This is a genomic window from Colwellia sp. RE-S-Sl-9, from assembly GCF_048296855.1.
Lineage (GTDB): Bacteria > Pseudomonadota > Gammaproteobacteria > Enterobacterales > Alteromonadaceae > Pseudocolwellia.
In genome coordinates, this window is record NZ_CP182631.1 from 3,514,589 (window position 1) to 3,540,508 (window position 25,920).

The window sequence follows — 25,920 nt, forward strand, 5'->3', positions numbered from 1 at the left end:
ATTGCACATATTGTCATATTTATGTATTTCCTATATGATAAAAATAAGTATCGCTAAAAGTAAGTTTTATAGCTTTCTTTGTGTAATTAATTCAATAGGTTAGTGGTTTGAGTAAGTTTATAAACAATAATTTTTTATTACAAACTGATGTAGCGTTCACGCTTTATCATGAGTATGCCGCTGATATGCCGATTATTGACTATCATAGTCATTTGTCGCCGCAAGAAGTGGCTGAAAATAAGCAGTGGGATAATTTATCGCAAGTTTGGTTAAACGGTGATCATTACAAATGGCGACAAATGCGCACCAATGGTATTAATGAGCGCTATTGTACTGGCGATGCTTCAGATAAAGAAAAATTTGAGCAATACGCCAGCATTATGCCTTATGTTTTAAAAAATCCGCTGTATCATTGGAGTCACTTAGAACTAGCGAGATATTTTGATATCGATGATTGTGTGCTTAATAGCGAAACCGCAGAGAATATTTGGCAGCGCAGCCAAGAAACTTTTAAGCAGGGGCTTTCGGCGCGCCAGTTGTTAGTAAAAAGTAAAGTGAAATTAATTTGTACGACCGATGATCCTATTGATTCTCTTGAGCACCATAAAGCACTTGCCGATGAAAACTTTGTCGTAAAAATGCTACCGACTTGGCGACCCGACAAAGCGATGGCAGTAGAAAACCCAACAAGCTATAACGAATATATCAATAAATTAGCCACAGTGGCCGACCATCAAATAAGCACTTATCAAGATTTAGTGGCAGCGCTGCGTATTCGTCATCAATATTTTCATGATCACGGCTGTCGTTTATCTGATCACGGCTTAAGCACTTGTTATTTTGCAACTGTAACCGAGCGTGAAATAGAGCGTATTTTCAAAAAAGTGCGATCGGGTGATGCATTATTATCCTTTGAAATTGAAAAAATTAAAACTGCGTTGTTATTAGAATTTGGCCGCATGGACGCGGAAAAAAACTGGACCAAACAATTACACCTTGGTGCTATGCGTAATAACAACAGCCGCATGTTAAAAGCCGTTGGTGCAGATACCGGTTTTGATTCCATTGGTGATTATAGCCAAGGCGAAAAATTATCAGCCTATCTTGATGCTTTAGATGCCGAGCAATTATTGCCCAAAACCATTATCTATAATTTAAACCCTAGCGATAACGAATTAATCGCCACCATGATAGGTAATTTTCAAGATGGTAGCTCGGCAGGTAAATTACAGTTTGGCTCAGGTTGGTGGTTTTTAGATCAAAAAGACGGTATTGAACGACAAATAGAAGCACTTTCGCAACTTGGCAGTTTAGGGCGCTTTGTTGGTATGTTAACCGATAGCCGTTCATTTTTAAGTTTTACCCGCCATGAATATTTTCGCCGTGTATTATGTAATATTTTAGGTAATGATATAAAAAATGGGTTAATTCCTAATGACTTAGCGCTGATTGGTAAAATGGTGCAAGACATTTGTTATAACAATGCCGCTGAATATTTTGGTTTTGATTTATCATAAAACAACAGTAAATAAGTAAAAAGTAAGCGAGTTATTTAAAACGTCGCTTTAAATTATTGCAATAAAGAGAATAAATATAATGAGATATTTGATTACCTTCTTCATGTTAATAGGTTTGTCATGTAATGCTTTTGCTGTTTTAAATACAGATCTAAGCGCTGAAAGAATTTATTTATCTGGCAAAGGCCCTAGTGATGCTATTGCTTGGCAATTTATGTGTTCAGAAGGGCGCAAGTGTGGCCAATGGACAACTATTCCTGTGCCCTCTAACTGGGAACAACATGGCTTTGGTAATTACAATTATGGCCATGATTTACCTGCTGAAAAGCATGATGAAGTCGGTACTTATAAAACTACTTTTTTTGTTAAAAATGAGTGGAAAGAAAAACACATTCGTTTAGTGTTCGAAGGGTCGATGACCGAAACCACGGTTTACCTTAATGGTAAAAAACTGGGGATGTCGCATTTTGGCGGCTATGTGCCATTTCGCCATGATTTAACCAAAGAAAAAGACACTTTAAAATACGGTGAAAAAAATGAATTAACCGTTGTCGTCGCAAAAAAGCCAAGTAACGAAAGTTTAGATCATGCTGAGCGTAAAGCCGACTATTGGGTATTTGGCGGTATTTATCGTCCAGTTTATTTAGAAGTACAAAATAAAAGTTTTGTTAATCGTGTTGCCATTGACGCCAAAGCCGATGGTTCATTCGCTTTAGACGTATTTCCACAGTTAAATTACATCACTAAATTTAAAAAAACACCGTCAATTTACGTTGATGAAGTTTATGCACAAATCTACAGTTTAGACGGTAAAAAAATTGGCAAAGCTATGTCAACGCCAATGTTACATGGCAGCGGCCGTATTCGTTTTAATACTAAAGTAAATAACCACAAAATATGGTCCCCTGAATTTCCCAACTTATACACAGTAAAAGTTGAGTTACGTAAAGCTGGTCAAACTATTTCACAATATCAGCAAAAATTTGGCTTTCGCACCTTTGAATTAAGAAGACAAGACGGCTTTTATTTAAACGGTAAAAAATTACTTATTAAAGGTGTAAACCGTAACGGTTTTGACCCAATTAATGGTCGCGCGCTTGATAAAGAAAAAGTATGGAATGATGCCCGTGCGATTAAAGCGGCAAATATGAATTTAGTACGCTCGCATTTACCGCCTACTACTGAATTTATGCAAGCGTGTGACGAATTAGGTTTGTTGGTGATCACAGAATTAACGAACTGGCACGACCCATGGATCGATACACCAATTGCTCGTAACATCGCTTATGAAATTGTAACTAAGTACCAAAATCACCCATCGGTTATTTTATGGGCGAATGGTAACGAAAGTGGCTTTAACCTGGAAATTGACGACTTTTATCATTTAGTTGATTTGCAAGACCGTCCGGTTATTCATCCGTGGACTAATTTTGAAGATATTGAAACTTTTCATTATCCAAAATATAAAGAGTTATTAGAAAAGCTCGCCGCACCAACAGTATTTTTACCAACCGAATTTTTACATGGTTTATATGACGGTGGTCATGGCGCTGGTTTAGAAGATTACTGGGGCGCTATTCGTCAATCACCAACCGGTGCCGGTGGTGTTTTATGGTGTTGGGGTGACGCGGCGTTATCGCGCACCGATAAAAATGGTGAATTTGATACTGCTGGTAATATGTCGTCAGACGGCATTGTCGGCCCTAATGGTGAAAAAGAAGCGAGCTTTTATACGATCCGCGATATTTGGTCACCTATTCAACTTGGTCAACGTAAATTAAGCAAAAACTTCTCAGGTAAATTGCCAATAGAGAACCGCTATGCAGAAACTAACTTAAGCGCTTGTCATTTTACATGGCGTTTAGTGAATTATTCACAGGCCAAAGATCCTGAAGTTAATACCACTATTTTTGCACAAGGTGAGTTGCACGGCCCTGCTGTTTTAGCGGGTAAATCGGGGGTATTAAACTTAACTTTGCCAAATAACTGGCAACAAGCTGACGCTTTAGAATTAACTGCTTATCACCCACGTGGTGGTGAAGTTATGCAATGGTCGCTGCCGATAGAAAAAGAACAGCGTGCTATTACTAATAACAAAGTGATTGTTGAGCAAATCAATGGCAATCCATTTGAATTTAAAATTGGCCAACAAGTATGGAAATTTTCAGAAAAAACAGGTTTGTTAATTAGCAGCAGTGTTAATGGCCAAGCCTCTGGTTTAGCTAATGGCCCGGTATTATACGGCGCAACAGTTGAAGAAAAATTAAATTTTTCAACTGATTGGCAAGCAAGTGCTGAGCAAAAAAATGGTCAATATTTGATTAAATCATCGAATGGACAGGGTGACTTTTTTACCTGGATCATTGCCGACAATGGCTCTGTAACCCTTGATTATCAATTTGCTGAAATTGATAAAGCATTAAAGTATTTAGCCGTTGGTTTTGATTTACCAGAAAACAATGTTGTGGCAAAAACTTGGTTAGGCAACGGGCCTTATCGTGTTTGGGCAAATCGCTTAAAAGGTGCTAACTACGGTATTTGGCAAAATAACTATAACGATAAACTTACCGGCTTAAATTTATGGGGTACGCCTGAATTTAAAGGTATTTTTGCTGACGTTGACTGGATGAAATTAACCTTAAAGTCAGATACTTCATTAATTATTGATACGCAAGCTGAAAGCTATGTAGGTGTATTACAACCGAGCAATACCATTGCTACCACGCCGGTACATCCGAAAAAACTACCAAGAGAAGGTGATGCACCACTGCATGCAGTATGGAATTACCCCGATGCTGGTGGCTTACATTTTTTCCATAAATTACCTGGTGTCGGTACTAAATTTACCTATGCAGAAGATCTTGGCCCACAAGGTCAAGCGACAAAAGTGCATGGCGGTATTGCTGGTAAAGTGATTTTTCAACTTCACTAATTAGCAGAAATAACAGGTAAAAGCGCTGAACTTATATAACAAACAGTTTTGGCGCTTATTTCCTTTACAAGGTGAACATTATGAACAATAAAAACATCGTCAGCTTGCTTAAATCAGTACGTAAGGTATTAATTACTAGCTTAATGTTAATACCCGTTGTTGGTGGTGCTAATGTTCGTGCAGCAGAAACTTATCAAGCTAACTGGCAGTCGTTAGCCAAACATGAAGCGGCGCCAGAATGGTTTCAAGACGCTAAACTGGGTATTTATTTTCACTGGGGCCCTTATAGTGTGCCAGCATTTGGCAGTGCTTGGTATCCCGGTAATATGTACCGAAAAGGTCATCCGGTGAACAAACACCATATAAAAAAATACGGCCTAGTTGAAGAGTTTGGTTATGAAGATTTTATTCCAATGTTTAAAGCGGAAAAATTTGACCCCGCAGAATGGGCGCAATTATTTAAAGCCTCAGGGGCAAAATTTGCCGGCCCAGTAGCGCAACATCATGACGGTTTTGCCATGTGGAACAGCAAGGTAAACCCGTGGAACGCTGCTGACATGGGGCCAAAACGTGACATTTTAGGTGACTTATTCAGTGAGCTGAAAAAACAAGATATCAAAACCATTGCGACTTTTCACCATGCCCGCAATGGCCAGCGCAATAAAGCCCCTTTAGCGCCGGGGATGACTGACTTTAATAGCCATTATCCTTATTATCCAAGTTCACCAACCGCAACCACAGATCCTAAATTACGTAAATTATTTGGTAATTTTGAACATATCGAAGAATTTAACCAGTACTGGTTAGCACAAGTTAATGAAGTGGTGGATAACTATTCACCGGATATTATTTGGTTTGATTCTTGGTTAAATATGCTACCAGAGAGTTATCGTCAAAAAATGGCGGCGCATTATTTTAATCACGCCCACAAAACGAAACAAGAAGTGGTTACTGTGCACAAACATAACGATATGCCGATGTCGTTAAGTGTTTTAGATTTTGAACAAGGTGGTCGTCGCGACCTGCACCCGCAACCTTGGATGACCGATATCACCCTTGGTGAAAGCCGTTGGTCATATATTGAAGATGAAAAATACAAACCTGCCGAGCTGGTTATTCGTAACATGATTGATGTTTGGAGCAAAAACGGCACTGTGTTATTAAACATATCACCACGCGCCGATGGCGTAATTAATCAAACACAACGTGACTCATTAAAAACCATTGGTGACTGGTTAAAAGTGCACGGTGAAGCGGTTTACGATACTCGCCCGTTCGACACTTATGGTTATGGTAATGCTGGCAGTGACAATAGCTCACATGACGGCCAGTCAGCAACTATTCAATATTCAGCAGAAGATCTGCGTTTTACGGTCGCCAAAGACAATAAAGCGATGTATATCTTTTTCTTGGGTAAACCAGCTGCGGGTAAAAAGATAAAAATAAAAGCGCTCGGCCGCCATCGTTATACACCACGCTCAGCAGTGAAAAACGTTACTTTATTAGGTAATGGTGCCAACGTTGAATGGCTTGATGATGCCTACAGCTTTAATTTAATTATGCCTAAAACTGGCATGAACGACATTGCCACGGTATTTAAATTAGAGCTTGAATAGCTCACGCTGATTAAACACTTAAAAAATAAAATAACAGAGGTGCTTTTTTATGACCATTGAATATGAAACGCGTTATGCAATTAGCCCAACCGAAGCTAAGCAGTTTGACACTGAGCAGCTAAGAGAAGCTTTTATTGCTGATAATTTATTTACAAAAGACACGATAAATTTAATTTATACACATTACGACCGCTTTATTGTTGGTGGGATTTTACCGGTTGGCGTAACTTTAAAATTAGAGTCGTTTGAGCCACTTAAAAGTGAACATTTTTTAGCTCGCCGTGAACTTGGCATTGTGAATGTTGGTAGAAGTGGTGTGGTTAAAGTTGACGGTACAGAATACACAATCAAGCATAAAGAAGCGCTTTATATTGGTGCTGGCGCCGAAGAGGTGTTTTTTAGTAGTGTTGATCCGACCGCACCTGCACGTTTTTACATTAATTCAGCGCCTGCGCATCATCACTATCCAACGAAAAAAATAACGATGACGGAGGCGAATGTACTGAATATGGGGTCAGCAGCTACCTCAAATGAAAGAACCATTGCACAACTTATTGTGCAAGGCGTGGTTGATACTTGCCAATTACAAATGGGCGTGACTTCTTTAAAAAGCGGCAGTGTTTGGAATACTATGCCAGCGCATCAGCATGATCGCCGTATGGAAGCCTATTTATATTTTGATTTAGCCCTCGACCAAGCTGTTGCTCATTTTATGGGGGAACCAGAGCAAACGCGAGTGTTATGGCTAACTAATGAGCAAGTTGCAATATCGCCACCTTGGTCAATTCATTGTGGTTCAGGTTCAGCAAGTTATTCATTTGTATGGGGTATGGTGGGTGAAAACTTAGATTACAACGACATGGATAAATATCAAGCATCGCAATTACGTTAGTTTTGAAATATGCGAAAAAGCATAACTAAATCAATAATAAGCTTTTCAACACAGAGAAAACTATGTTTGTAAAAATGTTAAGTAAATGCGCGGGGCTGTTCTTTTTATTGCTCTTAACAAGTTGTAATAATATTAAAGAAGCTAGCGTATTACGTGTTGCTCATACCTTAGATATTCAACATTCTGTGCATAAAGCATTAACCTATATGAGCGAAAGGCTGGAACATTATTCGCAAGGTAAAATGCGTTTAAAAATTTATCCTAATGGTCAGTTGGGCTCTGAGCGTGAACTGGTTGAATTACTACAAATTGGCAGTTTAGCGATGACCAAAGTTTCTGCGGCAACCCTTGAAGGTTTTGTTGACGATATGCGTTTATTTGGTCTGCCTTATGTATTTACTAGTAGTGCGCAGCGCTGGCAAATATTAGAAAGTGATATCGGCCAAGACATTCTTAATTCACTTGAGTCTGCACGCTTATTGGGGCTTGGATATTTTGACGCGGGTAGTCGTAGTTTTTATACTTGTCATAAAATGGTGAATTCACCTGCTGATATTCAAGGGCTTAAAATTCGCGTATTGAACAGCCAAAATGCGGTAAATATGGTCAATGCTTTGGGTGGTTCAGCCACGCCAATCAGCTGGGGCGAATTATATGCCGCATTACAACAAGGCGTTGTCGAAGGCGCTGAAAATAACCCGCCTAGTTTTTATTCTTCCCGTCATTATGAAATATGTAAAAACTATTCACTCGATGAGCATACTGCTATTCCTGATATAGTCATTATCAGCCAGCATATTTTTAACAACTTAACAGAGCAGCAAAAAGGCTGGCTTAAATTGGCAATGCGTGATGCAGTGAGCAAGCAAAAAATGCTCTGGCAGCAAGCTGAAAACGACGCTTTAGCGGAAGTAAAAAAAGCAGGTGTTAGTGTGATTTACCCTGACAAAGCACCTTTTATCAAAGCGGTAAGTCACCTGCATGCTCAGTATAATAATACTGTTGTTGGGCAATATCTGCAGCGTATTCGCACATTAGAAAGGCAAGAGTGATCGATGTTTAAATTAAATCAATGGTTAGAAAAGCTTTTGGAAAATTGTTTAGCTTTGTTAATGGGGGCGACGGTGTTAACCGTGTTATGGCAAGTGTTTTCTCGATATATTTTGCAAAGCCCAAGTTCAGTTTCAGAAGAGGTGTCGCGGTTTTTACTGATTTGGTTAGGAATTTTAGGGGCGACCTACTGCTACCAAAAAAATTCTCATTTAAGTCTCGACTTGCTTGCTAGTAAATTGTCGGCGCGCGGCAAAATTAAACTAAATATTTTTACACATCTAGTGGTTTTTTCCTTCGCGCTAATGGCCTTAATTATTGGCGGTATTAATTTGATGATCACAACATTTGAACCTGTGCAAACCTCAGCGATATTAGGTTTAAAGGTGGCTTATGTTTATAGTGTTATACCATTGGCAGGTTTGTTATTTTGCTTAATCGCGGCGAATAATATTATAACGGCCGTTATTAAATTAATTAAACCACAAGTAGGGGCACAGCATGGAGTTTAGTGGCTTAATACTGATCATTGTTTTTTTCTTATTATTAGTACTGAATGTACCGATAAGTTTTTGTATTGGCATGTCGACTATCGCGGCAATGTTAATCAGTATCGATTTTTTACCAGCTACCACCACTATCGCACAGCGTATGATGAGTGGCTTAGACAGCTTCGCTTTGCTTTCTATACCACTGTTTGTGTTGTCGGGGTTATTAATGGGGCAAGGTGGGATTGCGCGCAAACTTATTGACTGTGCGCTGGCGCTCATTGGTATGTTGCCTGGTGGTTTGGCGTTAGTGAATATTGCTTCATGTACTTTATTTGGCAGTATTTCGGGCTCGGCGGTGGCGGCAACTAGCGCTATTGGCAGTTTTATGATCCCTGAGATGGAAAAAAAAGGTTATAATAAAAACTTTGCTACAGCAGTTACGGCAGCTGCGGCAACGACTGGGTTGATTATTCCGCCGAGCAATATTTTAATTGTTTATGCCATTGCTAGTGGTGGCGTTTCAATATCGGCGTTATTTATTGCTGGTTATCTACCCGGTATTTTATTGTCGCTGCTGTTAATGATGGTGTGTGCTAGTTATGCAATAAAACATAATTACCCAACCGAACTTGCTTTACCATTGGCGCTGGTGCTAAAAAAAATAGTGGCAGCGGTGCCTAGTTTATTACTTATTTTTATTGTGATTGGCGGCATTATTGGTGGTGTTTTTACCGCGACAGAAGCCGGCGCTATTGCTGTTTTATATTCATTAATCTTAGCTATACTGGTTTATAAACAAGTAAAGATATCAGAGTTAAAAGCGATATTAATCAAATCGAGTGAAATTTCAGCAATCGTTTTATTGTTAATCGCGACTTCTTCTGCGATGTCTTGGATGTTGTCATATGAAAACATTCCCGAAATTATCAGTAATGCGTTAATGACCATCAGTGAAAACCCGATCATTATTTTACTGATCATCAATTTAATTTTGATTATTGTCGGTGCGTTTATGGATATGAGCCCGGCGGTATTAATATTCACCCCGATATTTTTACCGATTGCAGAAAGTTTAGGTATGTCACCCATTCATTTTGGCATTATGTTGGTACTTAACTTATCAATTGGCTTATGTTCACCGCCAGTAGGTGCGGTATTATTTGTTGGCTGTTCAGTGGGTAATACCAGTATTGACAAAATTATCAAACCTATGATGCCATTATACTTTGCGATGTTTGTCGCGCTAATGTTAGTGACCTTTTTCCCGATGTTCAGCGAGTTTTTACCACGTGCTTTTGGCTTAATGTAAAAGGGTTAATATACATTTTATTTAAGGCATTAGATTATGATCTGATTTAATTAATCAGGACACTAAAATAATGGACAATAATCCAATATATACCTGTTACCAATCGATAGGCTATTTCAGAGCACTTGAGCGATATCAAGGCTAATGGTCGTTCTCTTATAAAAAGCATTGTTGATTAAGTGATTTTACTGAACAGCTTGCTCAAGTGGATGGTAATATTGTTGTTGATGCTCTTTAGTTTATTTTAGCCATAAACCCGATACCTGATGTGCAGGCGGCGCACAATATTGCCCAGAGCCTTTATGAATACTAACGCGAGACGAAAAGTTTTTCTCAAAAACAAAAAAGGTACTTACAATTATAAGTACCTTTTTTAATGTTTTATTTTTCTAGAATTTAACTTTGGCGGTTAAACCCACTTGTCTTCCTCTTGGTAAAAATACCATGTGAGCTCTAGAAAAGAAGCGGAAGTCGCCCGGATCAACGTAGCGGAAAATGTTACCTGCGGTATCGTCGTCAAGTAGGTTTTTCGCCCAAAGGGTTACTTCGTAGCTGTCGTTTTCAACTCCTGCTCTTAAGTTCACTTTAAAGCTGTCGCCGGTTTCTTGTAGGTTATGCACTTGTGCGTAACGAGACGATGCATAAATACCGTCTAATTTGGCTTTAAAGTTCCAGCTGTCAGAAATAGGAGCGTTATAAGCGGCACTCACTACACCGGTATTTTTAGATACTCTTGGAATTTCAAAGCCGACTAAACTTTCATCACCAAGGGTTTTTCCTTGCTCAGTGTCTGTACCCGCAGTAATCTCAGTATCTGCTAGCGTATAAGAAGCACTTAAAGTTAGATTTTGTGTTAAATAATAAGAAAATGAAGCTTCAACACCTTTGATTTCAGACTCACCAATATTTTGAACTACGGTAACTTGTACTTGGTCTGGTTGACCTTCACGCAATATGACGACTTGGCTTAATTGTTGGTCGCTTAAGTCAAGCGTGTATAGTGCTAAGTTGAAAAGACCTTTTTCGAATGAGTATTTCATTCCTATTTCATATTGAATCACAACTTCTTCATCAAAACTTAATAACGGGGCTTCGTCAGGATTGTTTTTATCTATTTCTGTGTTGAATCCACCTGCTTTGTGTCCGCGAGCAATATTGCCGTATAAGAACATATTGTCATTAACGTGGTATGAAGCAGTTAAGCGAAAGTCTGCTCCGTCAAAGGTTTCTGTTAGCTTTTCTCCATCAGGCCCAGCTGTAGCGGTTAAGGTATTTACATCTTCTTTATAGATACCAATTTCTGCAGTAAGGCTAAAGTCGTCAGTAAGTTTATATTCAGCTAAACCAAACAGTTTAATTTCTTCGTTTTCTGTTGAACCGTTAAACTCTAAGTCGGGGGCGGTAAGTTCTCGGTCGATGGTTTCTAACTGTTCGTTATAAAAAAATACTCCACCTAAAACGCTTAAGTTATCGGTAATATTGCCGTAGAACCTAAGCTCGTGTGAAAAATAATCACGTTCTGAGATGTTTTGTGAAGACCAATCGGCAGGAAATGAGCCAAAAGGGTTGCTTACAAATGCATCTGAGTATGATTGGTTGCTTACAACTTCTGTTTCTTCAGTTGTATAACCAAATAACCATTGTGCATAAAAAGTGTTTGATATTGCATAGGTAGCATCACCGGTAATACGTTTTACTTCACGGTCTAAGCCAGCTCTAAAGTCCCATTGTGCTGGCATGCCTCCGAAGAAAGTTGTAGTGTTTTCTCCTTTGTTGATTGAGGTGGCAATATTGGTAAAGTCAGGTACTGATACTTCACCACAAAAATATGAACGGAGAACATTAGAACACTCTGTTCCACCACCTGCTACGCTATTATTGTGTGTTGAGTCGAATAGATAGCCTGCAAATTGTCCGTCTTCGTCTTTTGAGTAATAGCCTCTTATGTTTAGTGCAAGTTCGTCGCTTGCTAGAATATTTAATGAGCCATGCAGGGCTGTAGTACTTTCTTCGCCTATATTTCTTGCGCCTGCTGTTTTTCCACTTTTGTTTTCGTATTCACCATCATAATTATATATACGTCCGCCGAATGAACCTTTTATGTTTTCTGATAAAGAACCTGAAATATTACCATTAATGTCTTGATGGCCATGTTGGCCAACTGTTCCTGTAAGGTTTCCACTTAATTCATTGGTAGGTTTTTTAGTTATGTAATTTATAACACCACCGTAAGTTGAGCGACCATATAAAGCAGATTGAGGACCTTTAAGTACTTCTACACGTTGAACGTTGTCTAAAATTGATGAAATAATACCAGTGCGTATGAATACGCCATCGATAAATAAACCAACAGGTTGAGGGGTTTCAGGTCTTAAGTTTGAAATACCACGTATTACCGGTCGTTCTGAATTTCGGCCAAAGTCACCACTTATTTGTAGCCCTGGTGTTAAGTCAGCAATGTCGCGAGCATCACTTAATCCTGAGTCGGCTATGTCGGAGGCAGAAAATGCAGAGATTGAAAGGGGAGAGTCTTGTAGAAATTCTTCTTTTTTACGTACTGTTACGGTGATTTTTTCTATTCGCGCTGTTGCTGATTCCTCAGAGGAAACTTCTTCAGCATGTGCGTAATGAACGGTTGTTAATAGTGCTAAGCTTATCCCAGTAGCCAATCTTTTTTTTATAAAAGTCATGGTTCTACCTCTCATTTTTAATTTGTACGTACAAACCTTTATGGTTTGTTTTTTATCAATCTAACACTGCGCAACGACAAGGTAATTGATAAATATCAAAATTTTAGGAGTAACTTGCTGTATCTTAATATAGAAACAGAAGCTATTTTGAGTATAGACCTAGATTTTAAATGGTGTACTCATTTTACTGAGAATATCCATTTCTTTAATATCCCCGTCGCCATTCAAGGAGCATTACGTATCTTGATTGGTGACGGGGTTAAATGGCTATTAAACCGATATAACCATTCTCGGTATAGCACCTTCACTATTATCTATTTGAGGTGTACAGAGTAATATTCGACCCGTTTCTATTTGTTTGTCTTGTACTACACTTGATTTGAATGCTCTTTCACGTTCATCACCTATTGTTTTTAGTGCTTTGATATCAGCTTCCGATAATTTGTGTTTAGCAGGTAAACCAATATCTGAAGGTGTGCTGATGGCACAAATTTTTACGCGGGTGTTCTTTTGATCTTTCATTACTGCAATAAATTGTTTTATGTATTCAGCCTGTTTTTCGTTGGGAGTGATTTGTTTAGGTTCATAAGGTAAATCTTCAAAGCGTAATTTTAATATAAACTCTCCGGCCGTCATTGCGACAGATACTATATTTGCGTAAGGCACAAAGGTTGTCATTAAGTAATCTTGAGTTGCTGACATTACGGCTTTTTTAGTAATAAGCGCAATAAAACTACTAATACCAAACGAAGGTGACGATGTTTTACCTGACAGTGGTACATCAAGTATTAAGTCGCCGTTGCCGTCTTTAAGCATACCTAAAGCTACGTTAAACGGTATGCCTACTTGGTCTTTTACTAAATTTGTTTCGTGGTTGTTGGCAGCAGCTGTTTCAAGGCCGTTAATGTTAATGCTTACATCACCATCTATATCGTCGTCTATTAAAGTAACATCAAGTTTTGTATTGAGTTGACCACTTTTTAATTCAAGTTTTAAGGCGTCTTTCATGTAGGTTGAAACATCAGGTAATGATAGTTCGTTTAAATCACCTTTAATGTGATAGATTTTTTTCTTTGCGAAAGGCTGAATAAAACCGTTAAACGCGAAGTTTGCATATTCGTTACTACGACCTTTTAATGTTATAGGTGTTTTAGCTTCTGTGTTTTCTTGTAAGTTGCTGAGTTTACCCATAGTAAGTTCATCAATCATGAAGCTGCGTTTGTAAATGGGATTGACACTGTTATCAATAAAGTCGATTTGGTTTTTATTAATGACATTGAAAGCGTTTACGCTAATGTAAAACGGCTTTTGAGTGGTTGTTTCAGGTGCTTTAGGAGAGCTTGTAGCTGCTCCCTCAGTTTTTGCTGTTTGTTCAACTTGCTGAGCTGCTTCGTTTTCTGCTTCGTTCGCTGGCGTTAAAGTAACAAGGTTTGCTAAGGCTTTTTCTTTATTTAAAATAATATGGCTTGCTATGCTATCAATATTAATTTCGTTGATCGACAGTGCTTCGGCTGAGCCTGTTATATCACTTATATTAATATTATTAATTGTTGCAACCGGTGGTAATTCGTTTGTTGTATTTTGAGAGAAAAGTAATTGGTTTAGATCAAGCGATTCAATAAATACTGATGGCGTTAATGTTAAGTCACTTTCTGACGCTGCAGATAGTTTAGGCGTAATGTTATTAACGTTAAGTTGTGCGAATGATAGTATTTGTTGTGATTTGTCGTTTTCGCTTTTCTCATTATTGCTTGGCAAGGCTTCAACTAAAGCATTTTTTAAGGTGAGTTGGGCTTTACCTGTGATAGCTTTGAACTGATTTTTTTCAAGCTCATTGTTAGCAATGTTCATTGAAAAATCGTTCATGCTATAAACTAAATTTTCTAAACTAATGTTTTGTTCTTTAGTACTTGTGATCACATTTTCAGTACTTAACTCGGCTTGTTTAACCGTAATATCCATACTTTGTGAGGTGATTTTTACGTTTTGAGTACTTGAAAATGAAAACAAACCGTCAAGTGATTCAACAGGTTCTATTAAATGTTTTATGTTGTTAAGTGAATACTTACTTACTATTAACTCACTGCTTATATCGCCTTCATTATTCTGTAAATTGAGCTCGCTGGTTAGCTTGATTGTTGCCTTATCAAATAAAGCGTTGAGTTTAAGGTTAGCCGATTGTTGAGTTTGGCTTGCGTTAATATTACTGATCAGTAGTTCTTTAATATCGAAAGTATGTGGTGAACCGTTTAACAAAATGTCGATAGTGGTATTAGATAAGACTAAGTTATCTAATACCACTTGGTAAGGTAATGGTTCTGTGGATGTGCTTTCTTTATTTTTTTCGGTGGTTGCTTCTATTTCAGGTTTGGTTTGCGGATCTAACTCGGTGCTTTTAGGTGTAAGGTTTACACCTGCTACCCATAAATCGTCGTTAGTTTTTTCAACATTAACGAGGACACCGCTGATAGAAAATTCTTCTAATTTAATAATATCAAAAGGAATTTTGTGTAGTGCAAGTTGTAAAGCTAAATGTTCAGCTTTTAACACGGGGCTGTTGTTTTTTAATAAGGCTAAATCAGCAACGGTAATACGTGTTAAAAACGGATTAAAGCTAATTGTAGAATCAGACGAAAGCGTTAACCCGTATTCAGCCAAAGGCTCTTTCGCAAAATGTTTAATAATAGGCGAAGAAAGCACCCAAATTAAACAGTAAAGCGCAAATATAAAAGCAAGTATTGTAAATAGTATGCGTTTATAAAGAGGTAATGATTTTGATGGCATGAAAGCTATCCTTGGCTGATTGAATAAAAGGTTTTAGAAGCTTAATTTTACCAAAGGCGATATTAAATAGCTTTATTCTTTTAAATAAAAGCTAGAAAATTGTTTAAAACAGTTCAGGGTATTTACGTTGGTAGCGGGGGAGCATGGTTTGATTACCCACTAATCCCCCCTGATGAATATAAAAGGTTGGAATAGTTGAGTTATTGTTTGATGCGTAGTTATTTGACAAGTAATCAAGTAAGCAATGCCAACCAATAGGATCGTAAAGTAATTCAAACTCAATACCTGTTTCTTTAAGTAGGCGTTGCCATAATAAATAGTGGTTTTTATTGAGTTGCCCAAAGTGAAACTTTTTACGGCTAGAAATGATGGTTGGCCATTGTGTTTGATTAGGATTTAGTTGATTAAATTGTTTTTTTAGGTAGGCATTATCACCAACACACGCACAGGTTAATACCTTAATGGGGTGGTTGTTTTCTTTAAACCAAGTTTGTAAAAATAACGCGGTAGTGCCAGTACCTGAAGGTAACATAACTTGTGCTTGGTTAGTTTTTGCAAAGGTATTTTCTTCAAAAAGCTTATGAGTATTGCAATAGTCAGCTATTTCTTTTGCTAAAGTGTAAACACCTATACGGGCGTGACGGCTTCGCCCACCTTCTGGAATAAATAATGAGGTTTCAGGTAAGGTTTCAGCATACTGATGCATATAGCCATCAAGGTTATTTGAGTCGGTAAGCAAGGAGCTATCAACTTCAATAATTTTTGCGCCTAAAGTTAAGGCTTGTCCGTAATTACCTAAGGTAGAATTTTTTAACCACTCAGGAATACGACTAACATAATAATCAAGCTGCCAACCTTTTATGTGGGCTAGTGCCGCTAGAGAATATAAAGAGTTGGCTTGAATTGAACCATAGCTAACGAGTTTAGTTGTGCTTGTTGAGCTGTGCTCAAGGTAATAAGCAAATTTACGCGCTTTATTACCTGAGAAATGAGGGTTAAGTAAATCGTCTCGTTTTATATAAATGCTGTGGTTATCAAGGCGGATTTTTTCAATAGGCGATTTTGATAAAGCAGCACTGACTTTCATATTAAGCTTTTGAACCACCTGCACATGCTGGCGATAGCGCTGCTTTTTGTTCTTTTTCTTCCCATTCTTTTGGGGTAAACGTATGTAGTGCTAATGCATGTATTTCGTTGGCAAGTTCATGGGCTAATAAGGAGTTTATTTTGCGGTGTCTGCCAATAAGTCGTAAGCCTTCAAAGGCGTCGGTTACGATAACAACTCTGAAGTGACTTGTAGTAGAACTACCACCATGATTATGACTTTCATTTTCAATTTCTAAAAAGAGTGGAGAGAATTCAGATTGTAGTTTTTCGCGTAAAGTATTTTCAATAGTCATAAGTTAAAACCAGTAGTAATGATGGGGCTATTATGACAGTTTGTTTTGGTTGGGGCAAAGATAGAGCAAAATAGTCAGGTCATTGTATTTACGCTAGTATGTTGGTTATTCTTGAACACTTCATTAATTTAGGGCATTCCATGCTAAATAAAGTTTTATTGTTATTGGTTATTTTATTTTCTCATACCTCATTCGCGTTTACTTTTATGGCTGTTAAAGATCCTAGTTTAGGGGGGATGAAAAACTTTAAAGCTAGCCAGTTGTGTGATGTTGCTGACAATACACAACACTATTTAAATACCTATGCTGAAGATACCTTTGCGGTAAAAGTAGGGCATGTATTTGAAGATAAAATATCACTACAGCAAGTTAAAGATACCTTAACGTTTATTTGCGACACTTATCGTGGTGATGTAAGAGCTAAAAGACAAAGTCGATTACATAATATTGAGTTTTTAAAACAGCATTTTACTTTTTACCGCTGGATGCCAGATGTTAAAACAGCGAAAGCTATCGCACAAAAAAGTAATAATGAGGTTAAATCAAGATTGTTGAATAACATTCCTAATGATCAAATATTTTTAACTAAATACTACACTAAAACATTATCAGCGAGTCCTGTAAAAACAGCGGAGTTTAATCAAGCTTTGTATGCTTTACCTTATGATGAAAAGGGGCTTTCACTTGAACAAGCAAATGAGAACAAAGCCCTAACGCGATTTAAATATACTCGACAAGAGGTTATTGCTGGCGCGTTATTAAAAAATAATTTAGCTAAACCTTTGGTATGGATAAACGAAGAGTCGTTACACGATGTGTTATTGCAGGGCACAGGCGTGCTGACGGTAAATAACGAAATACGTTATTTTAATGTACATCGTAATAACGGCATTGCTTATGATTATAGTATAGGTAAAAGAGAGCAAGCGCGTTACTGGTACTTTGCTGAAGTGCCTAGCATTATGGGGTACGGGAAAACATTGGCGAGTAAAATCGCTGTAAAACCTCATGTAACTTTTGCTGGTAATGTTAAAGACTTAGGCTTAGGAAAGCTTTTTTTAGTGAGCTTTATTCAAGAAGGTGAGCAGGTAAGTAGAATGGGCATTTTAGCGGATCAAGGCGGCGCATTTGACAATAACTTATTTCAGCTAGATTTATTGGTTGATAGTTACAAAGGTTGGGATGATTACCATCAGGCTAATAAAACCATGCCTGATTATGCTCAAGCATGGTTATTGATTAGAAAATAGCAGAGGAAGGAGTTCTGCTAAACAGCACCAATTAATTCTGGCTCTGGTATTTTAGGCTCTAGAATAGAAGGTGTGTCTGTAAATTGTGAAAGTGTTTGCTCTTTCTGTTTTGCTGTTGAAGGGTTATAACCTAATGGAGCATTGAGTAGTATTTGTCGAATTTGCTTGTCGTCTTCATTAGTAATGGCTTGGGTTAAATGCTCAAGGATAGTGATGACATCATCCCAAGGTATAGATTTTTCATTTGCCGTTAATATACGTTCGTGGGACGTTTGTTGGGCATGATCATCAATCAGTAACTCTTCGTAAAGTTTTTCTCCTGGTCTTAGGCCACTGTATTCAATAGCAATGTCTCCCATAGGGTTATCATCATTTTTGATGGTAAATCCCATTAAATGAGTCATTTTATGAGCTAGATCTACAATTTTGACTGGGCTACCCATGTCTAATACAAATACATCGCCGCCTTTACCCATGGCTCCTGCTTGAATAACTAACTGAGCAGCTTCAGGTATGGTCATAAAGTATCGAATAATATCGGGATGAGTAATGGTTATAGGGCCACCACGTTCAATTTGTTTTTTAAATAAAGGCACAACAGAGCCAGAAGAACCGAGTACATTGCCAAAACGCACCATGGCAAAGCGTGTTTCACCTTGTTTGTTTGCAAGGCCCTGTAATACCAGTTCTGCCATGCGTTTTGTTGCGCCCATAACATTAGTAGGTCTTACTGCTTTGTCTGTTGAAATAAGAACAAATGTTTCGACTTTACTCGCGACAGCGGCTTTTGCTATAGCATAGGTACCAAAAACATTATTACTAACGCCAGCTATGACATTACCTTCAACCATAGGAACATGCTTATAAGCAGCAGCGTGATATATAGTTTGGACTTGTTGTTGGTTAAAAATAAATTTCATTAAGGCGTCATTTTGCACATTTCCTATAAGCGGAACGATTTCCAAAGGATTATTAGTTTCGGCAAGGAGCTCAGTAAGTTCTTGATGAATTTCATACAAAAAAGCTTCGCTGATATCTAGTAAAACCAATTTTTTAGGTGTATTTAATAGTATTTGTCGGCAAAGTTCTTTACCTATTGAGCCGCCGGCGCCGGACACCATAACCACTTTGTTAGTCACGTTGGCCGAGAGTAATTCAGGCACAGGTTTAACGGATTTTCTTCCTAGTAATTCTTTAACAGATATTTCACGTAATTGATCAATACTTCGTTTACCTGAAACCATATCTGACATGGTAGGGACGGTTAGTAGCTCCAGTGCATGAGGCTCTAATGCTGTAACAATTTCTTTAAGTCGGTGTGGGTCAACATTAGAGACGGCAATAAGGACTTTGAATTTGCCAAACCTTTTAAGTAAGTTGCCTATTTTTTTATGAGAATAAACATGTAAACCTAAAACATTTCGGTTTTGGTAGCGCGCTTTTTCATCGATAAAAGCGAGAGGCTGATATTTTTTTCCTAGCGTTAAGGCATTAACAAGTTCTCGTCCTGTTGTACTTGCCCCGTAGATAACTACGCCTTCTCGTTCATTAAAGAGATTTTTTTCAAATATAATGCCAAATAAAGCCCGAACGCTGGTAATTTGTAAAATAGCGAGTACAAAAAATACAATAGGTACTGAGCGGGGAATAAAGGCATCAAAAATATAACCCGCTAGATAAAAAATAGCTGTAGTACATATTAATATGATGAATATTTTAAGAAAAGCTTTAGCGTTGAAGTAGCGTACAACAGACCGATATACATCGAAATAAGTAAAGAGTATGAGTGTAGATAAAGTAATTGTTAGATACACATAAAGTTCAGATAATGTAAATGCTGTGTTATTAAGGCCCATGCGTATAAAATAAGCCAAAAAGAACGCAATGGATAACGCTAAAAGGTCAAAACCAACACCCATAATAAATTTTAGATAACTCGGAATGAGATCTATTTTTCTGATCATGATACAACGCCTTTTTTATTGTTTTTATTAGTAAAATAGGACATCCATGTAACACTATAGTAACAATATCTTCACAATTTTTTAGGGTGTTGTCATGCTTTTTTTTCATATAAAAAAGTTAAAGTGATTGTATTTGATCGAAAACCTCTTTTAATACTTTGCAAGTTTTTGATATTTCATTGTTTTTTAATGTTGGGTGAACTAAGAACATTAATGATGTTTCACCAAGAATTTGAGCGTTTTTAAGGGAGTTTTTAGGTAAATAGGGGGTATTTTCAAAAGCCTTTTCTTTATAAACCTCTGAACAGCTCCCTGTATAACAGGGCACTCCGAGTTCTGTTATCGCACTAATAATTTTATCTCTACTCCATGCATTAGGTAATTTTTCAGGAGTTATCGTAATGTAACATTTATAAAAAGCGTGTTCGATATAATCAGGTATGTTGGGGACATTAATAAAGTTATAGCTCTCGCACACTTTAAAAATTTCTTTCGCATATTGTGTTCTGATTTTTGTCCATTGCGGCATGCGTTTTACTTGTATACGACCAATAGCCGATTGCATTTCAGTGAGACGCCAATTGGTACCAAAGGATTCATGTAACCACCGATATCCGGGAGGATGTTCGGTTTCGTATACGGCTTGATACGATTTTCCGTGATCTTTAAAAGCCCATGCTTTACGCCATAATTTTTCATTATTTGTTGTAAGCATGCCTCCTTCGCCACCTGTCGTCATTATTTTGTCCTGGCAGAAAGACCAAGCACCGATATGGCCAATACTACCAACAGAACGGCCCTTATACTTTGCTCCGTGAGCTTGCGCACAATCTTCAATTACAAACAGGTTATGTGTTTCGGCTAATGCCATAATGTCGTCCATTTCACATGGCCAACCAGCAAGATGTACGCAAATTATGGCTTTGGTTTTATCGGTTAATACCGTCGAAATTGTTGGAGCGCTAATGTTCTGATTATCAAGCTCTACATCTGCAAACACTGGCGTTGCGCCTGCATTTACAATACTACTAATAGATGCAATGAAGGTTCTTGAAGTAACAATAACTTCATCACCGTGCCCAATATTTAAAGCGTGTAATGCGAGATCTAATGCGAGAGTTCCGTTAGCAAGGGCTACCGCGTATTTACAGTCGGTATAAGCTGCAAATTCGGTTTCAAACTTTCTTCCTTCGTCTCCTGTCCAATAATTTACTTTATTAGAAGCAAGTACCTTAGATACTGCTGTTATCTCTTCTTCTGTAAAATTAGGCCAAGGTGAAAACTCAGTATTTAGCACGATTTTTCCTATAAATTATTTTTTGATGGAATAGATTTTTTAAAAACAGCAGGTACACCAGCGTATAGCGAATTTTTTTGTGTTGCTTTAATAATGCTTGAGCCGGCTGCAACTTGTGTATTGGGTGCCAGTGCAATGCTTTCTATAACGGATGCTCCAATACCAATCCATGAACGCTCACCAACGGTGACTCCTCCAGCAATATTTACTCCTGGGGATATATGTACCATAGCTTCTATTGTGCAGTCGTGGTCTATCGTTGCTCCTGTATTAATTATGCAACCGGTTTTAACGGTACTGCCAATGTTGATAACAGATTGAGCGAATACTACAACACCTGCTTCAATAGTTGAATGCGGGCTTATGTAAGCACGGGGGTGAATTAAAGAAGCAATTTTTGCGTTTGCGCTGATCAAGGTGTTTAGCATTTGTTGGCGAAGTTTGTTGTTGCCAAAGGCCACAATAAAATCAGCGTTATCAAGGTAACGAGTATATTTATCTATTTTGCCAATAATGTCCCAAATGCTATTGTTTTTACGTTCAGGGAAGCTGTCGTCTAAAAAGTATATTTCTTGATATGTATTTATTTGTTGTGCGCAATCGGCAACAACTCTTCCGTGACCACCTGCACCTATGATAATTAATGTACTCATATTTAATCCTTAGCCTTTAAATTTAGTCATAGTTGCTTCGCCAGATGCATTGATATCTGCTTGAGCAAAAACCTTTTTAATCGTCATAAATATAATTTTAATGTCTAGCCAAAGAGTTCGGTTATCAACGTACCAGACATCAAATGCGAATTTTTCTTCCCAAGAAAGGGTATTACGTCCGTTTACTTGTGCCCAGCCAGTGATACCGGGTTTTACGTTATGCCTACGAGCTTGTTCCGTTGTATATAAGGGAAGATATTCAACTAATAAAGGACGAGGCCCGACGATACTCATATCGCCCTTTAATACACTCCATAACCCAGGCAATTCATCGATACTGGTATTGCGTATTAATTTACCGAATGGTGTTAAACGTTCACTATCGGGTAATAACTCGCCGCTACTATCTGTCATGTCGTTCATTGAACGAAATTTATACATGTTAAATACTTGGTTGTTTAATCCAGGTCTAGGTTGTTTAAATAAAACAGGACGGCACTTAAGGCTAAATAATATGACCGCGGTAAAAAGTATCACAGGAAATAATAAAGATAAGGTTATTAATGAAATAATAATATCCATGGCTCTTTTGATCATAATTAATACCTAATATTTTGTTTTTATTGTTATTTATTTATCGGTGCATGTTTGCAATGAGTCAAACTATCGTGTAATCAGTTATTCATCCGCATCGTGATATGGCATCAGTATAGTACTTAGTAATACATGAATAAAAAAGCTTTTTGAGTGTAGGTTCTATTTTAGTCATACCAATCTCACTAATTAAACTGGTATGATTAATTTATTTTGTAAATTTATTCAGAGGACGCTTGGAAACTGTTGATACACTTATAGTGGGTGCAGGTGTTGTTGGTTTAGCTATAGCAGCTCAGCTGAGTAAAACTTTATCTAATGTATTAATTATTGATAAGAACACTTCTTTTGGTGAAGAAACCAGTAGTCGTAACAGTGAAGTGATTCATGCCGGTATTTACTACCCTGAAAATACACTAAAAGCCAAATTTTGTGTTGAAGGTAAAGAACAACTTTATCAATATTGCACGAGTCGAAATATCCCCTTTTCTCGTATCGGTAAACTTATTGTCGCAACTGACAATGAGCAAGATAGTTTACTTAGTGATATTTTATGTAAAGCAAAAGCGAATCATGTTTCAGACTTAAAAATATTAAGTCGTAGAGAGGTTAATAATTTAGAGCTTCAAGTAAAATCGACTACAGCACTATACTCCCCATCAACAGGTATTATAGATTCACATAGTTTTATGCAAAGTTTACTTGCGGAAACGGAAGCTAATGGCGCATTATTTTCACCATTGACCGAACTCATGAATGTTGAAGTGATCACAAATGGTTTTATAGTGAAGGTGAGTTGTCAGGGGGAAGCTTTTACATTTCAATGTAGGAACTTAATCAATAGCGGAGGCTTGCATGCTGATAAAGTTGCCAGATGTATTAGTTCATTACCTGAAGAGTTTATCCCTAAGGTTAATTTTTGCCGTGGACATTACTTTTCGTATTCAGGCGTAAGCCCATTCAAGCATTTAGTTTATCCTGTACCGTCTGAAAATGGCTTAGGTATTCATGCAACACTTGATATGTCAGGGCAATTAAAGTTTGGCCCAGATACCGAGTTTATTAACGAGATAGATTATACTGTTCCTGAATTGTTAAAAGGAGAGTTTGTACGAGCAATACAAAACTACTTTCCTTTAATTGATGGAAGTAAATTACAGCCTGCCTATGCGGGTATTCGACCTAAATTAAATAAAAATCAGTTTAATGACTTTATCATTCAAGATGAAACTAAACACGGTATTAAAGGTTTGGTTAATTTGTTTGGTATTGAATCTCCGGGACTTACGGCAAGTTTAGCGATAGCTAATTTGGTCAATAAAGCATTAGAAATTTAAGGTAAATATTTTGAATGAAATTAAGATTAATGGAAAGCCAGTAATACCTTCAAAAATTGTATGTATAGGAAGGAATTATGTAGAACATATTGCTGAATTAGGTAACGAAATACCAGAAAACATGGTGGTGTTCACTAAGCCTAACTCATCGATTAGCACAGGGTTAATTTCAGTACATGATGAGCCATTGCATTACGAGGGAGAAATTTGCTTTGTGTATGAAAAAGGGACGTTTACGGCAATAGGTTTTGGTTTAGACTTAACTAAGCGTAAATTACAGAGTCGCTTAAAAGAGAAAGGTTTACCATGGGAGCGAGCTAAGTCGTTTGATGGTGCGGCAGTTTTTAGTGAGTTTATCCTGATTGAGGATATGCGGAGTAATTACGAAGTTCAACTCACAATAAATAATGTATTAACTCAACAAGGATATGTTAGTTTAATGATGTATTCTCCTGCAGAAATATTAGCAGAGTTACAATCATTTATGACCCTAGAAGATGGAGATGTAGTGATGACAGGAACCCCAAAAGGGGTTGGGGTTATTAATGCAAAAGATTGTTTTACTGGAAGCATAATTCACCAAGGTAAAACCTTAGTGACTAATACTTGGGTTGCTTGTTAGTGTTAACGCTTTACTGAGCTAAAAGGTATTGTAATTCTTCTTCGTATTTTTTTTGTTTAGATTCAGTAAATCCTACGTGAGAGCTAACAAGTTGTCCTGCTTTACTATATATATAACTGCTCGGCATGCCTTTTAGTTTGTACTTTTTGGCTATTTTACCTTTGGGATCGTAAATGATAGGGAAGTTTGCCGGTACATTGCTTAGAAATTCTGTCGCTAGGTTTTTTTCATAATCAACATTAACGCTTATAATTTTTAAGTTTTCGTGTTTTTTTTGTATTTCATTCATCCATGGAAATGATTTACGACATGGGCCACACCAAGAGGCCCAAAAATCAACATAAATGACACTTCCTTTATGTTGCTGTAATAATTGCTGCAACTCTTCAGGTGCGTCTTGAGCAAAGCTACTGCTTGTTAGAGCAATAAAAATAAAACATGAAAGAATAACCCGTTTAAACATAATCGATTTCGCCTAAGATCTGTTTTACTAATGATATTGTGTTATTTAACCATGGGGTGCTATGAATGAGAAGTATCATTTATAAATTGGAATATGAACTTGTTCTTGTTTTTAGTAAAATAGTGGTAAGTTTTAATGGATAAGTTCTCATATGAAATTTTTTATATTAACGTTAACTATAATTGCAACATCACTTACCTTTAACTTTAAGGCTTTATCAGCTGAAGACCCCCAAAAAAAAGAGCTAACAGAGCATCAGCAGTGGTTAAAAAATAAGTTTAACGAACAGCATAATAATCTAATTCCAATAGTCGCTGTGGCAGATATTTTATTTGCATGTAATAACGCTAATAATAACGCTTACGGTAAATACACCTTAGATACGCTTATCACTAAAATGAGTAAAGAAAGATTAGCTGAGAAGCTTGAAAGTTGTTTGGGTGGAGAGTTAGTAAGTTCAGATACTGCTATTAATTACGGGCTATTAGGGTGCTTCCATGATCAGCTAGATGATTTACCTCAAGATGAAAAAGCAGCAAGAATTAAACTAGTGAAAAAGGCTATTTCTTCTTTATCTAAAGAAGAGCGGAAAAAAAGCTTTACTCAGTGTGTGACTGATCAATCTATAAGTTATTTGAAATAATATTATATTAGGTAATACAGGTGCTTATTTTGTTTTTTTATCTCGATTAAACGAGCTAGGTAAAATATCTACACCAACCATTTTCCCTACTTTAATAAGTATTGGTATGGTAATAGGTGCGAAAGGTAAAACCGCAAATACACCTAATCCTAAACCTTTTAATATATCTATAAATTGTTTATTAGCGTTTACCATTTCTTCAGGAGTGGCTTGTCTTCGAGTGTACTTTTTGTAAGTACTTAACATCTCTTTAGTTTCAGCTTTTTCTTGAGAAAGCGCTAATTTCAGCCCTACCATTTGGCGCTTTAGTTTTGAATGGGTACGCCTTTTACTTATGGATATTACGCGAATAGGCGCTCTAACAAAATGGATCCATACTTTCATAAAAATCTCGTAATATTCAAAGGCTGTCGATG

Annotated in this window: 21 protein-coding genes; 11 read left to right on the forward strand and 10 right to left on the reverse strand. The window is 37.3% G+C overall.

Annotated elements, in window-relative coordinates:
- Positions 1-107 precede the first annotated feature (107 nt).
- From uxaC to ACM9HF_RS15200, 7 genes are all read left to right on the forward strand, one after another.
- On the forward strand, positions 108-1,517 hold the full coding sequence (gene uxaC / locus ACM9HF_RS15170; protein ID WP_473610638.1) for a glucuronate isomerase: 1,410 nt from the start codon (positions 108-110) through the stop codon (positions 1,515-1,517).
- A 79-nt stretch (positions 1,518-1,596) separates the two neighbouring features.
- A complete protein-coding gene (locus ACM9HF_RS15175; protein WP_473610642.1) occupies positions 1,597-4,449 on the forward strand; it encodes a glycoside hydrolase family 2 protein in 2,853 nt (950 codons plus the stop codon).
- Positions 4,450-4,529: 80 nt separating this feature from the next.
- Positions 4,530-6,065 (forward strand): alpha-L-fucosidase, encoded by a 1,536-nt coding sequence (locus tag ACM9HF_RS15180; protein WP_473610645.1) that lies wholly within the window; start codon positions 4,530-4,532, stop codon positions 6,063-6,065.
- Between the two features lie 49 nt (positions 6,066-6,114).
- Positions 6,115-6,957, forward strand: a complete 843-nt coding sequence (kduI, locus tag ACM9HF_RS15185; RefSeq protein ID WP_473610648.1) for a 5-dehydro-4-deoxy-D-glucuronate isomerase — start codon at positions 6,115-6,117, stop codon at positions 6,955-6,957.
- A 62-nt stretch (positions 6,958-7,019) separates the two neighbouring features.
- Positions 7,020-8,009 carry a TRAP transporter substrate-binding protein gene (locus tag ACM9HF_RS15190; RefSeq protein WP_473610652.1) on the forward strand — a complete coding sequence of 330 codons (990 nt, stop codon included), beginning with the start codon at positions 7,020-7,022 and terminating at the stop codon, positions 8,007-8,009.
- Positions 8,010-8,012: 3 nt separating this feature from the next.
- Positions 8,013-8,519: a TRAP transporter small permease gene (locus tag ACM9HF_RS15195; RefSeq protein WP_473610655.1), complete on the forward strand. Its 507-nt coding sequence runs from the start codon at positions 8,013-8,015 to the stop codon at positions 8,517-8,519.
- The gene (locus ACM9HF_RS15200; RefSeq protein WP_473610658.1) at positions 8,509-9,807 is read left to right on the forward strand and encodes a TRAP transporter large permease; all 1,299 of its coding nucleotides are present in this window, start codon (positions 8,509-8,511) and stop codon (positions 9,805-9,807) included. The genes ACM9HF_RS15195 and ACM9HF_RS15200 overlap by 11 nt, the downstream gene beginning before the upstream one ends.
- A gap of 389 nt (positions 9,808-10,196) precedes the next feature.
- On the opposite strand, the gene ACM9HF_RS15205 is transcribed toward ACM9HF_RS15200, so the two are convergent.
- From ACM9HF_RS15205 to ACM9HF_RS15220, 4 genes are all read right to left on the reverse strand, one after another.
- Positions 10,197-12,497, reverse strand: a complete 2,301-nt coding sequence (locus tag ACM9HF_RS15205) for a TonB-dependent receptor (protein ID WP_473610662.1) — start codon at positions 12,495-12,497, stop codon at positions 10,197-10,199.
- Positions 12,498-12,767: 270 nt separating this feature from the next.
- The gene (locus ACM9HF_RS15210; protein WP_473610665.1) at positions 12,768-15,281 is read right to left on the reverse strand and encodes a DUF748 domain-containing protein; all 2,514 of its coding nucleotides are present in this window, start codon (positions 15,279-15,281) and stop codon (positions 12,768-12,770) included.
- A 103-nt stretch (positions 15,282-15,384) separates the two neighbouring features.
- On the reverse strand, positions 15,385-16,368 hold the full coding sequence (locus ACM9HF_RS15215) for a 1-aminocyclopropane-1-carboxylate deaminase/D-cysteine desulfhydrase (protein ID WP_473610668.1): 984 nt from the start codon (positions 16,366-16,368) through the stop codon (positions 15,385-15,387).
- Between the two features lies 1 nt (position 16,369).
- A complete protein-coding gene (locus ACM9HF_RS15220; RefSeq protein WP_473610670.1) occupies positions 16,370-16,681 on the reverse strand; it encodes a BolA family protein in 312 nt (103 codons plus the stop codon).
- Between the two features lie 140 nt (positions 16,682-16,821).
- Between ACM9HF_RS15220 and ACM9HF_RS15225 the strand changes: the two genes are divergently transcribed.
- Positions 16,822-17,931 carry an MltA domain-containing protein gene (locus ACM9HF_RS15225; RefSeq protein ID WP_473610674.1) on the forward strand — a complete coding sequence of 370 codons (1,110 nt, stop codon included), beginning with the start codon at positions 16,822-16,824 and terminating at the stop codon, positions 17,929-17,931.
- Positions 17,932-17,948: 17 nt separating this feature from the next.
- On the opposite strand, the gene ACM9HF_RS15230 is transcribed toward ACM9HF_RS15225, so the two are convergent.
- The 4 genes from ACM9HF_RS15230 to ACM9HF_RS15245 all read right to left on the reverse strand — a co-directional run bounded on the left by ACM9HF_RS15230 (position 17,949) and on the right by ACM9HF_RS15245 (position 22,442).
- On the reverse strand, positions 17,949-19,895 hold the full coding sequence (locus ACM9HF_RS15230) for a polysaccharide biosynthesis protein (protein ID WP_473610677.1): 1,947 nt from the start codon (positions 19,893-19,895) through the stop codon (positions 17,949-17,951).
- A 118-nt stretch (positions 19,896-20,013) separates the two neighbouring features.
- On the reverse strand, positions 20,014-21,192 hold the full coding sequence (locus tag ACM9HF_RS15235) for a DegT/DnrJ/EryC1/StrS family aminotransferase (RefSeq protein WP_473610681.1): 1,179 nt from the start codon (positions 21,190-21,192) through the stop codon (positions 20,014-20,016).
- Between the two features lie 8 nt (positions 21,193-21,200).
- Entirely contained in the window at positions 21,201-21,845 is a 645-nt protein-coding gene (locus tag ACM9HF_RS15240; RefSeq protein WP_473610685.1) for an acetyltransferase, read from the reverse strand.
- A 9-nt stretch (positions 21,846-21,854) separates the two neighbouring features.
- Positions 21,855-22,442 (reverse strand): sugar transferase, encoded by a 588-nt coding sequence (locus ACM9HF_RS15245; protein ID WP_473610688.1) that lies wholly within the window; start codon positions 22,440-22,442, stop codon positions 21,855-21,857.
- Positions 22,443-22,675: 233 nt separating this feature from the next.
- On the opposite strand from ACM9HF_RS15245, the gene ACM9HF_RS15250 reads away from it, so the two are divergent.
- Positions 22,676-23,776 carry an NAD(P)/FAD-dependent oxidoreductase gene (locus ACM9HF_RS15250; RefSeq protein ID WP_473610691.1) on the forward strand — a complete coding sequence of 367 codons (1,101 nt, stop codon included), beginning with the start codon at positions 22,676-22,678 and terminating at the stop codon, positions 23,774-23,776.
- A 10-nt stretch (positions 23,777-23,786) separates the two neighbouring features.
- Positions 23,787-24,398: a fumarylacetoacetate hydrolase family protein gene (locus ACM9HF_RS15255; RefSeq protein ID WP_473610696.1), complete on the forward strand. Its 612-nt coding sequence runs from the start codon at positions 23,787-23,789 to the stop codon at positions 24,396-24,398.
- 10 nt (positions 24,399-24,408) lie between these two features.
- Here the strand turns inward: ACM9HF_RS15255 and ACM9HF_RS15260 are convergent, their stop codons facing one another.
- Positions 24,409-24,861: a TlpA family protein disulfide reductase gene (locus ACM9HF_RS15260; RefSeq protein ID WP_473610699.1), complete on the reverse strand. Its 453-nt coding sequence runs from the start codon at positions 24,859-24,861 to the stop codon at positions 24,409-24,411.
- 151 nt (positions 24,862-25,012) lie between these two features.
- On the opposite strand from ACM9HF_RS15260, the gene ACM9HF_RS15265 reads away from it, so the two are divergent.
- Complete coding sequence (locus ACM9HF_RS15265; protein ID WP_473610703.1) at positions 25,013-25,504, forward strand: hypothetical protein; 492 nt, start codon at positions 25,013-25,015, stop codon at positions 25,502-25,504.
- A gap of 24 nt (positions 25,505-25,528) precedes the next feature.
- Here the strand turns inward: ACM9HF_RS15265 and ACM9HF_RS15270 are convergent, their stop codons facing one another.
- On the reverse strand, positions 25,529-25,888 hold the full coding sequence (locus ACM9HF_RS15270; protein WP_473610706.1) for a hypothetical protein: 360 nt from the start codon (positions 25,886-25,888) through the stop codon (positions 25,529-25,531).
- Positions 25,889-25,920: the final 32 nt, after the last annotated feature.

Excerpts from the sequence above, each read along its gene's own strand:
- ACM9HF_RS15175 (WP_473610642.1), top strand. The coding sequence starts at position 1,597 with ATGAGATATTTGATTACCTTCTTCATGTTAATAGGTTTGTCATGTAAT.
- ACM9HF_RS15180 (WP_473610645.1), top strand. The coding sequence starts at position 4,530 with ATGAACAATAAAAACATCGTCAGCTTGCTTAAATCAGTACGTAAGGTA.
- kduI (WP_473610648.1), top strand. The coding sequence starts at position 6,115 with ATGACCATTGAATATGAAACGCGTTATGCAATTAGCCCAACCGAAGCT.
- ACM9HF_RS15190 (WP_473610652.1), top strand. The coding sequence starts at position 7,020 with ATGTTTGTAAAAATGTTAAGTAAATGCGCGGGGCTGTTCTTTTTATTG.
- ACM9HF_RS15195 (WP_473610655.1), top strand. The coding sequence starts at position 8,013 with ATGTTTAAATTAAATCAATGGTTAGAAAAGCTTTTGGAAAATTGTTTA.
- ACM9HF_RS15200 (WP_473610658.1), top strand. The coding sequence starts at position 8,509 with ATGGAGTTTAGTGGCTTAATACTGATCATTGTTTTTTTCTTATTATTA.
- ACM9HF_RS15205 (WP_473610662.1), bottom strand. The coding sequence starts at position 12,497 with ATGACTTTTATAAAAAAAAGATTGGCTACTGGGATAAGCTTAGCACTA.
- ACM9HF_RS15210 (WP_473610665.1), bottom strand. The coding sequence starts at position 15,281 with ATGCCATCAAAATCATTACCTCTTTATAAACGCATACTATTTACAATA.
- ACM9HF_RS15215 (WP_473610668.1), bottom strand. The coding sequence starts at position 16,368 with ATGAAAGTCAGTGCTGCTTTATCAAAATCGCCTATTGAAAAAATCCGC.
- ACM9HF_RS15220 (WP_473610670.1), bottom strand. The coding sequence starts at position 16,681 with ATGACTATTGAAAATACTTTACGCGAAAAACTACAATCTGAATTCTCT.
- ACM9HF_RS15225 (WP_473610674.1), top strand. The coding sequence starts at position 16,822 with ATGCTAAATAAAGTTTTATTGTTATTGGTTATTTTATTTTCTCATACC.
- ACM9HF_RS15230 (WP_473610677.1), bottom strand. The coding sequence starts at position 19,895 with ATGATCAGAAAAATAGATCTCATTCCGAGTTATCTAAAATTTATTATG.
- ACM9HF_RS15240 (WP_473610685.1), bottom strand. The coding sequence starts at position 21,845 with ATGAGTACATTAATTATCATAGGTGCAGGTGGTCACGGAAGAGTTGTT.
- ACM9HF_RS15245 (WP_473610688.1), bottom strand. The coding sequence starts at position 22,442 with ATGATCAAAAGAGCCATGGATATTATTATTTCATTAATAACCTTATCT.
- ACM9HF_RS15260 (WP_473610699.1), bottom strand. The coding sequence starts at position 24,861 with ATGTTTAAACGGGTTATTCTTTCATGTTTTATTTTTATTGCTCTAACA.
- ACM9HF_RS15265 (WP_473610703.1), top strand. The coding sequence starts at position 25,013 with ATGAAATTTTTTATATTAACGTTAACTATAATTGCAACATCACTTACC.
- ACM9HF_RS15270 (WP_473610706.1), bottom strand. The coding sequence starts at position 25,888 with ATGAAAGTATGGATCCATTTTGTTAGAGCGCCTATTCGCGTAATATCC.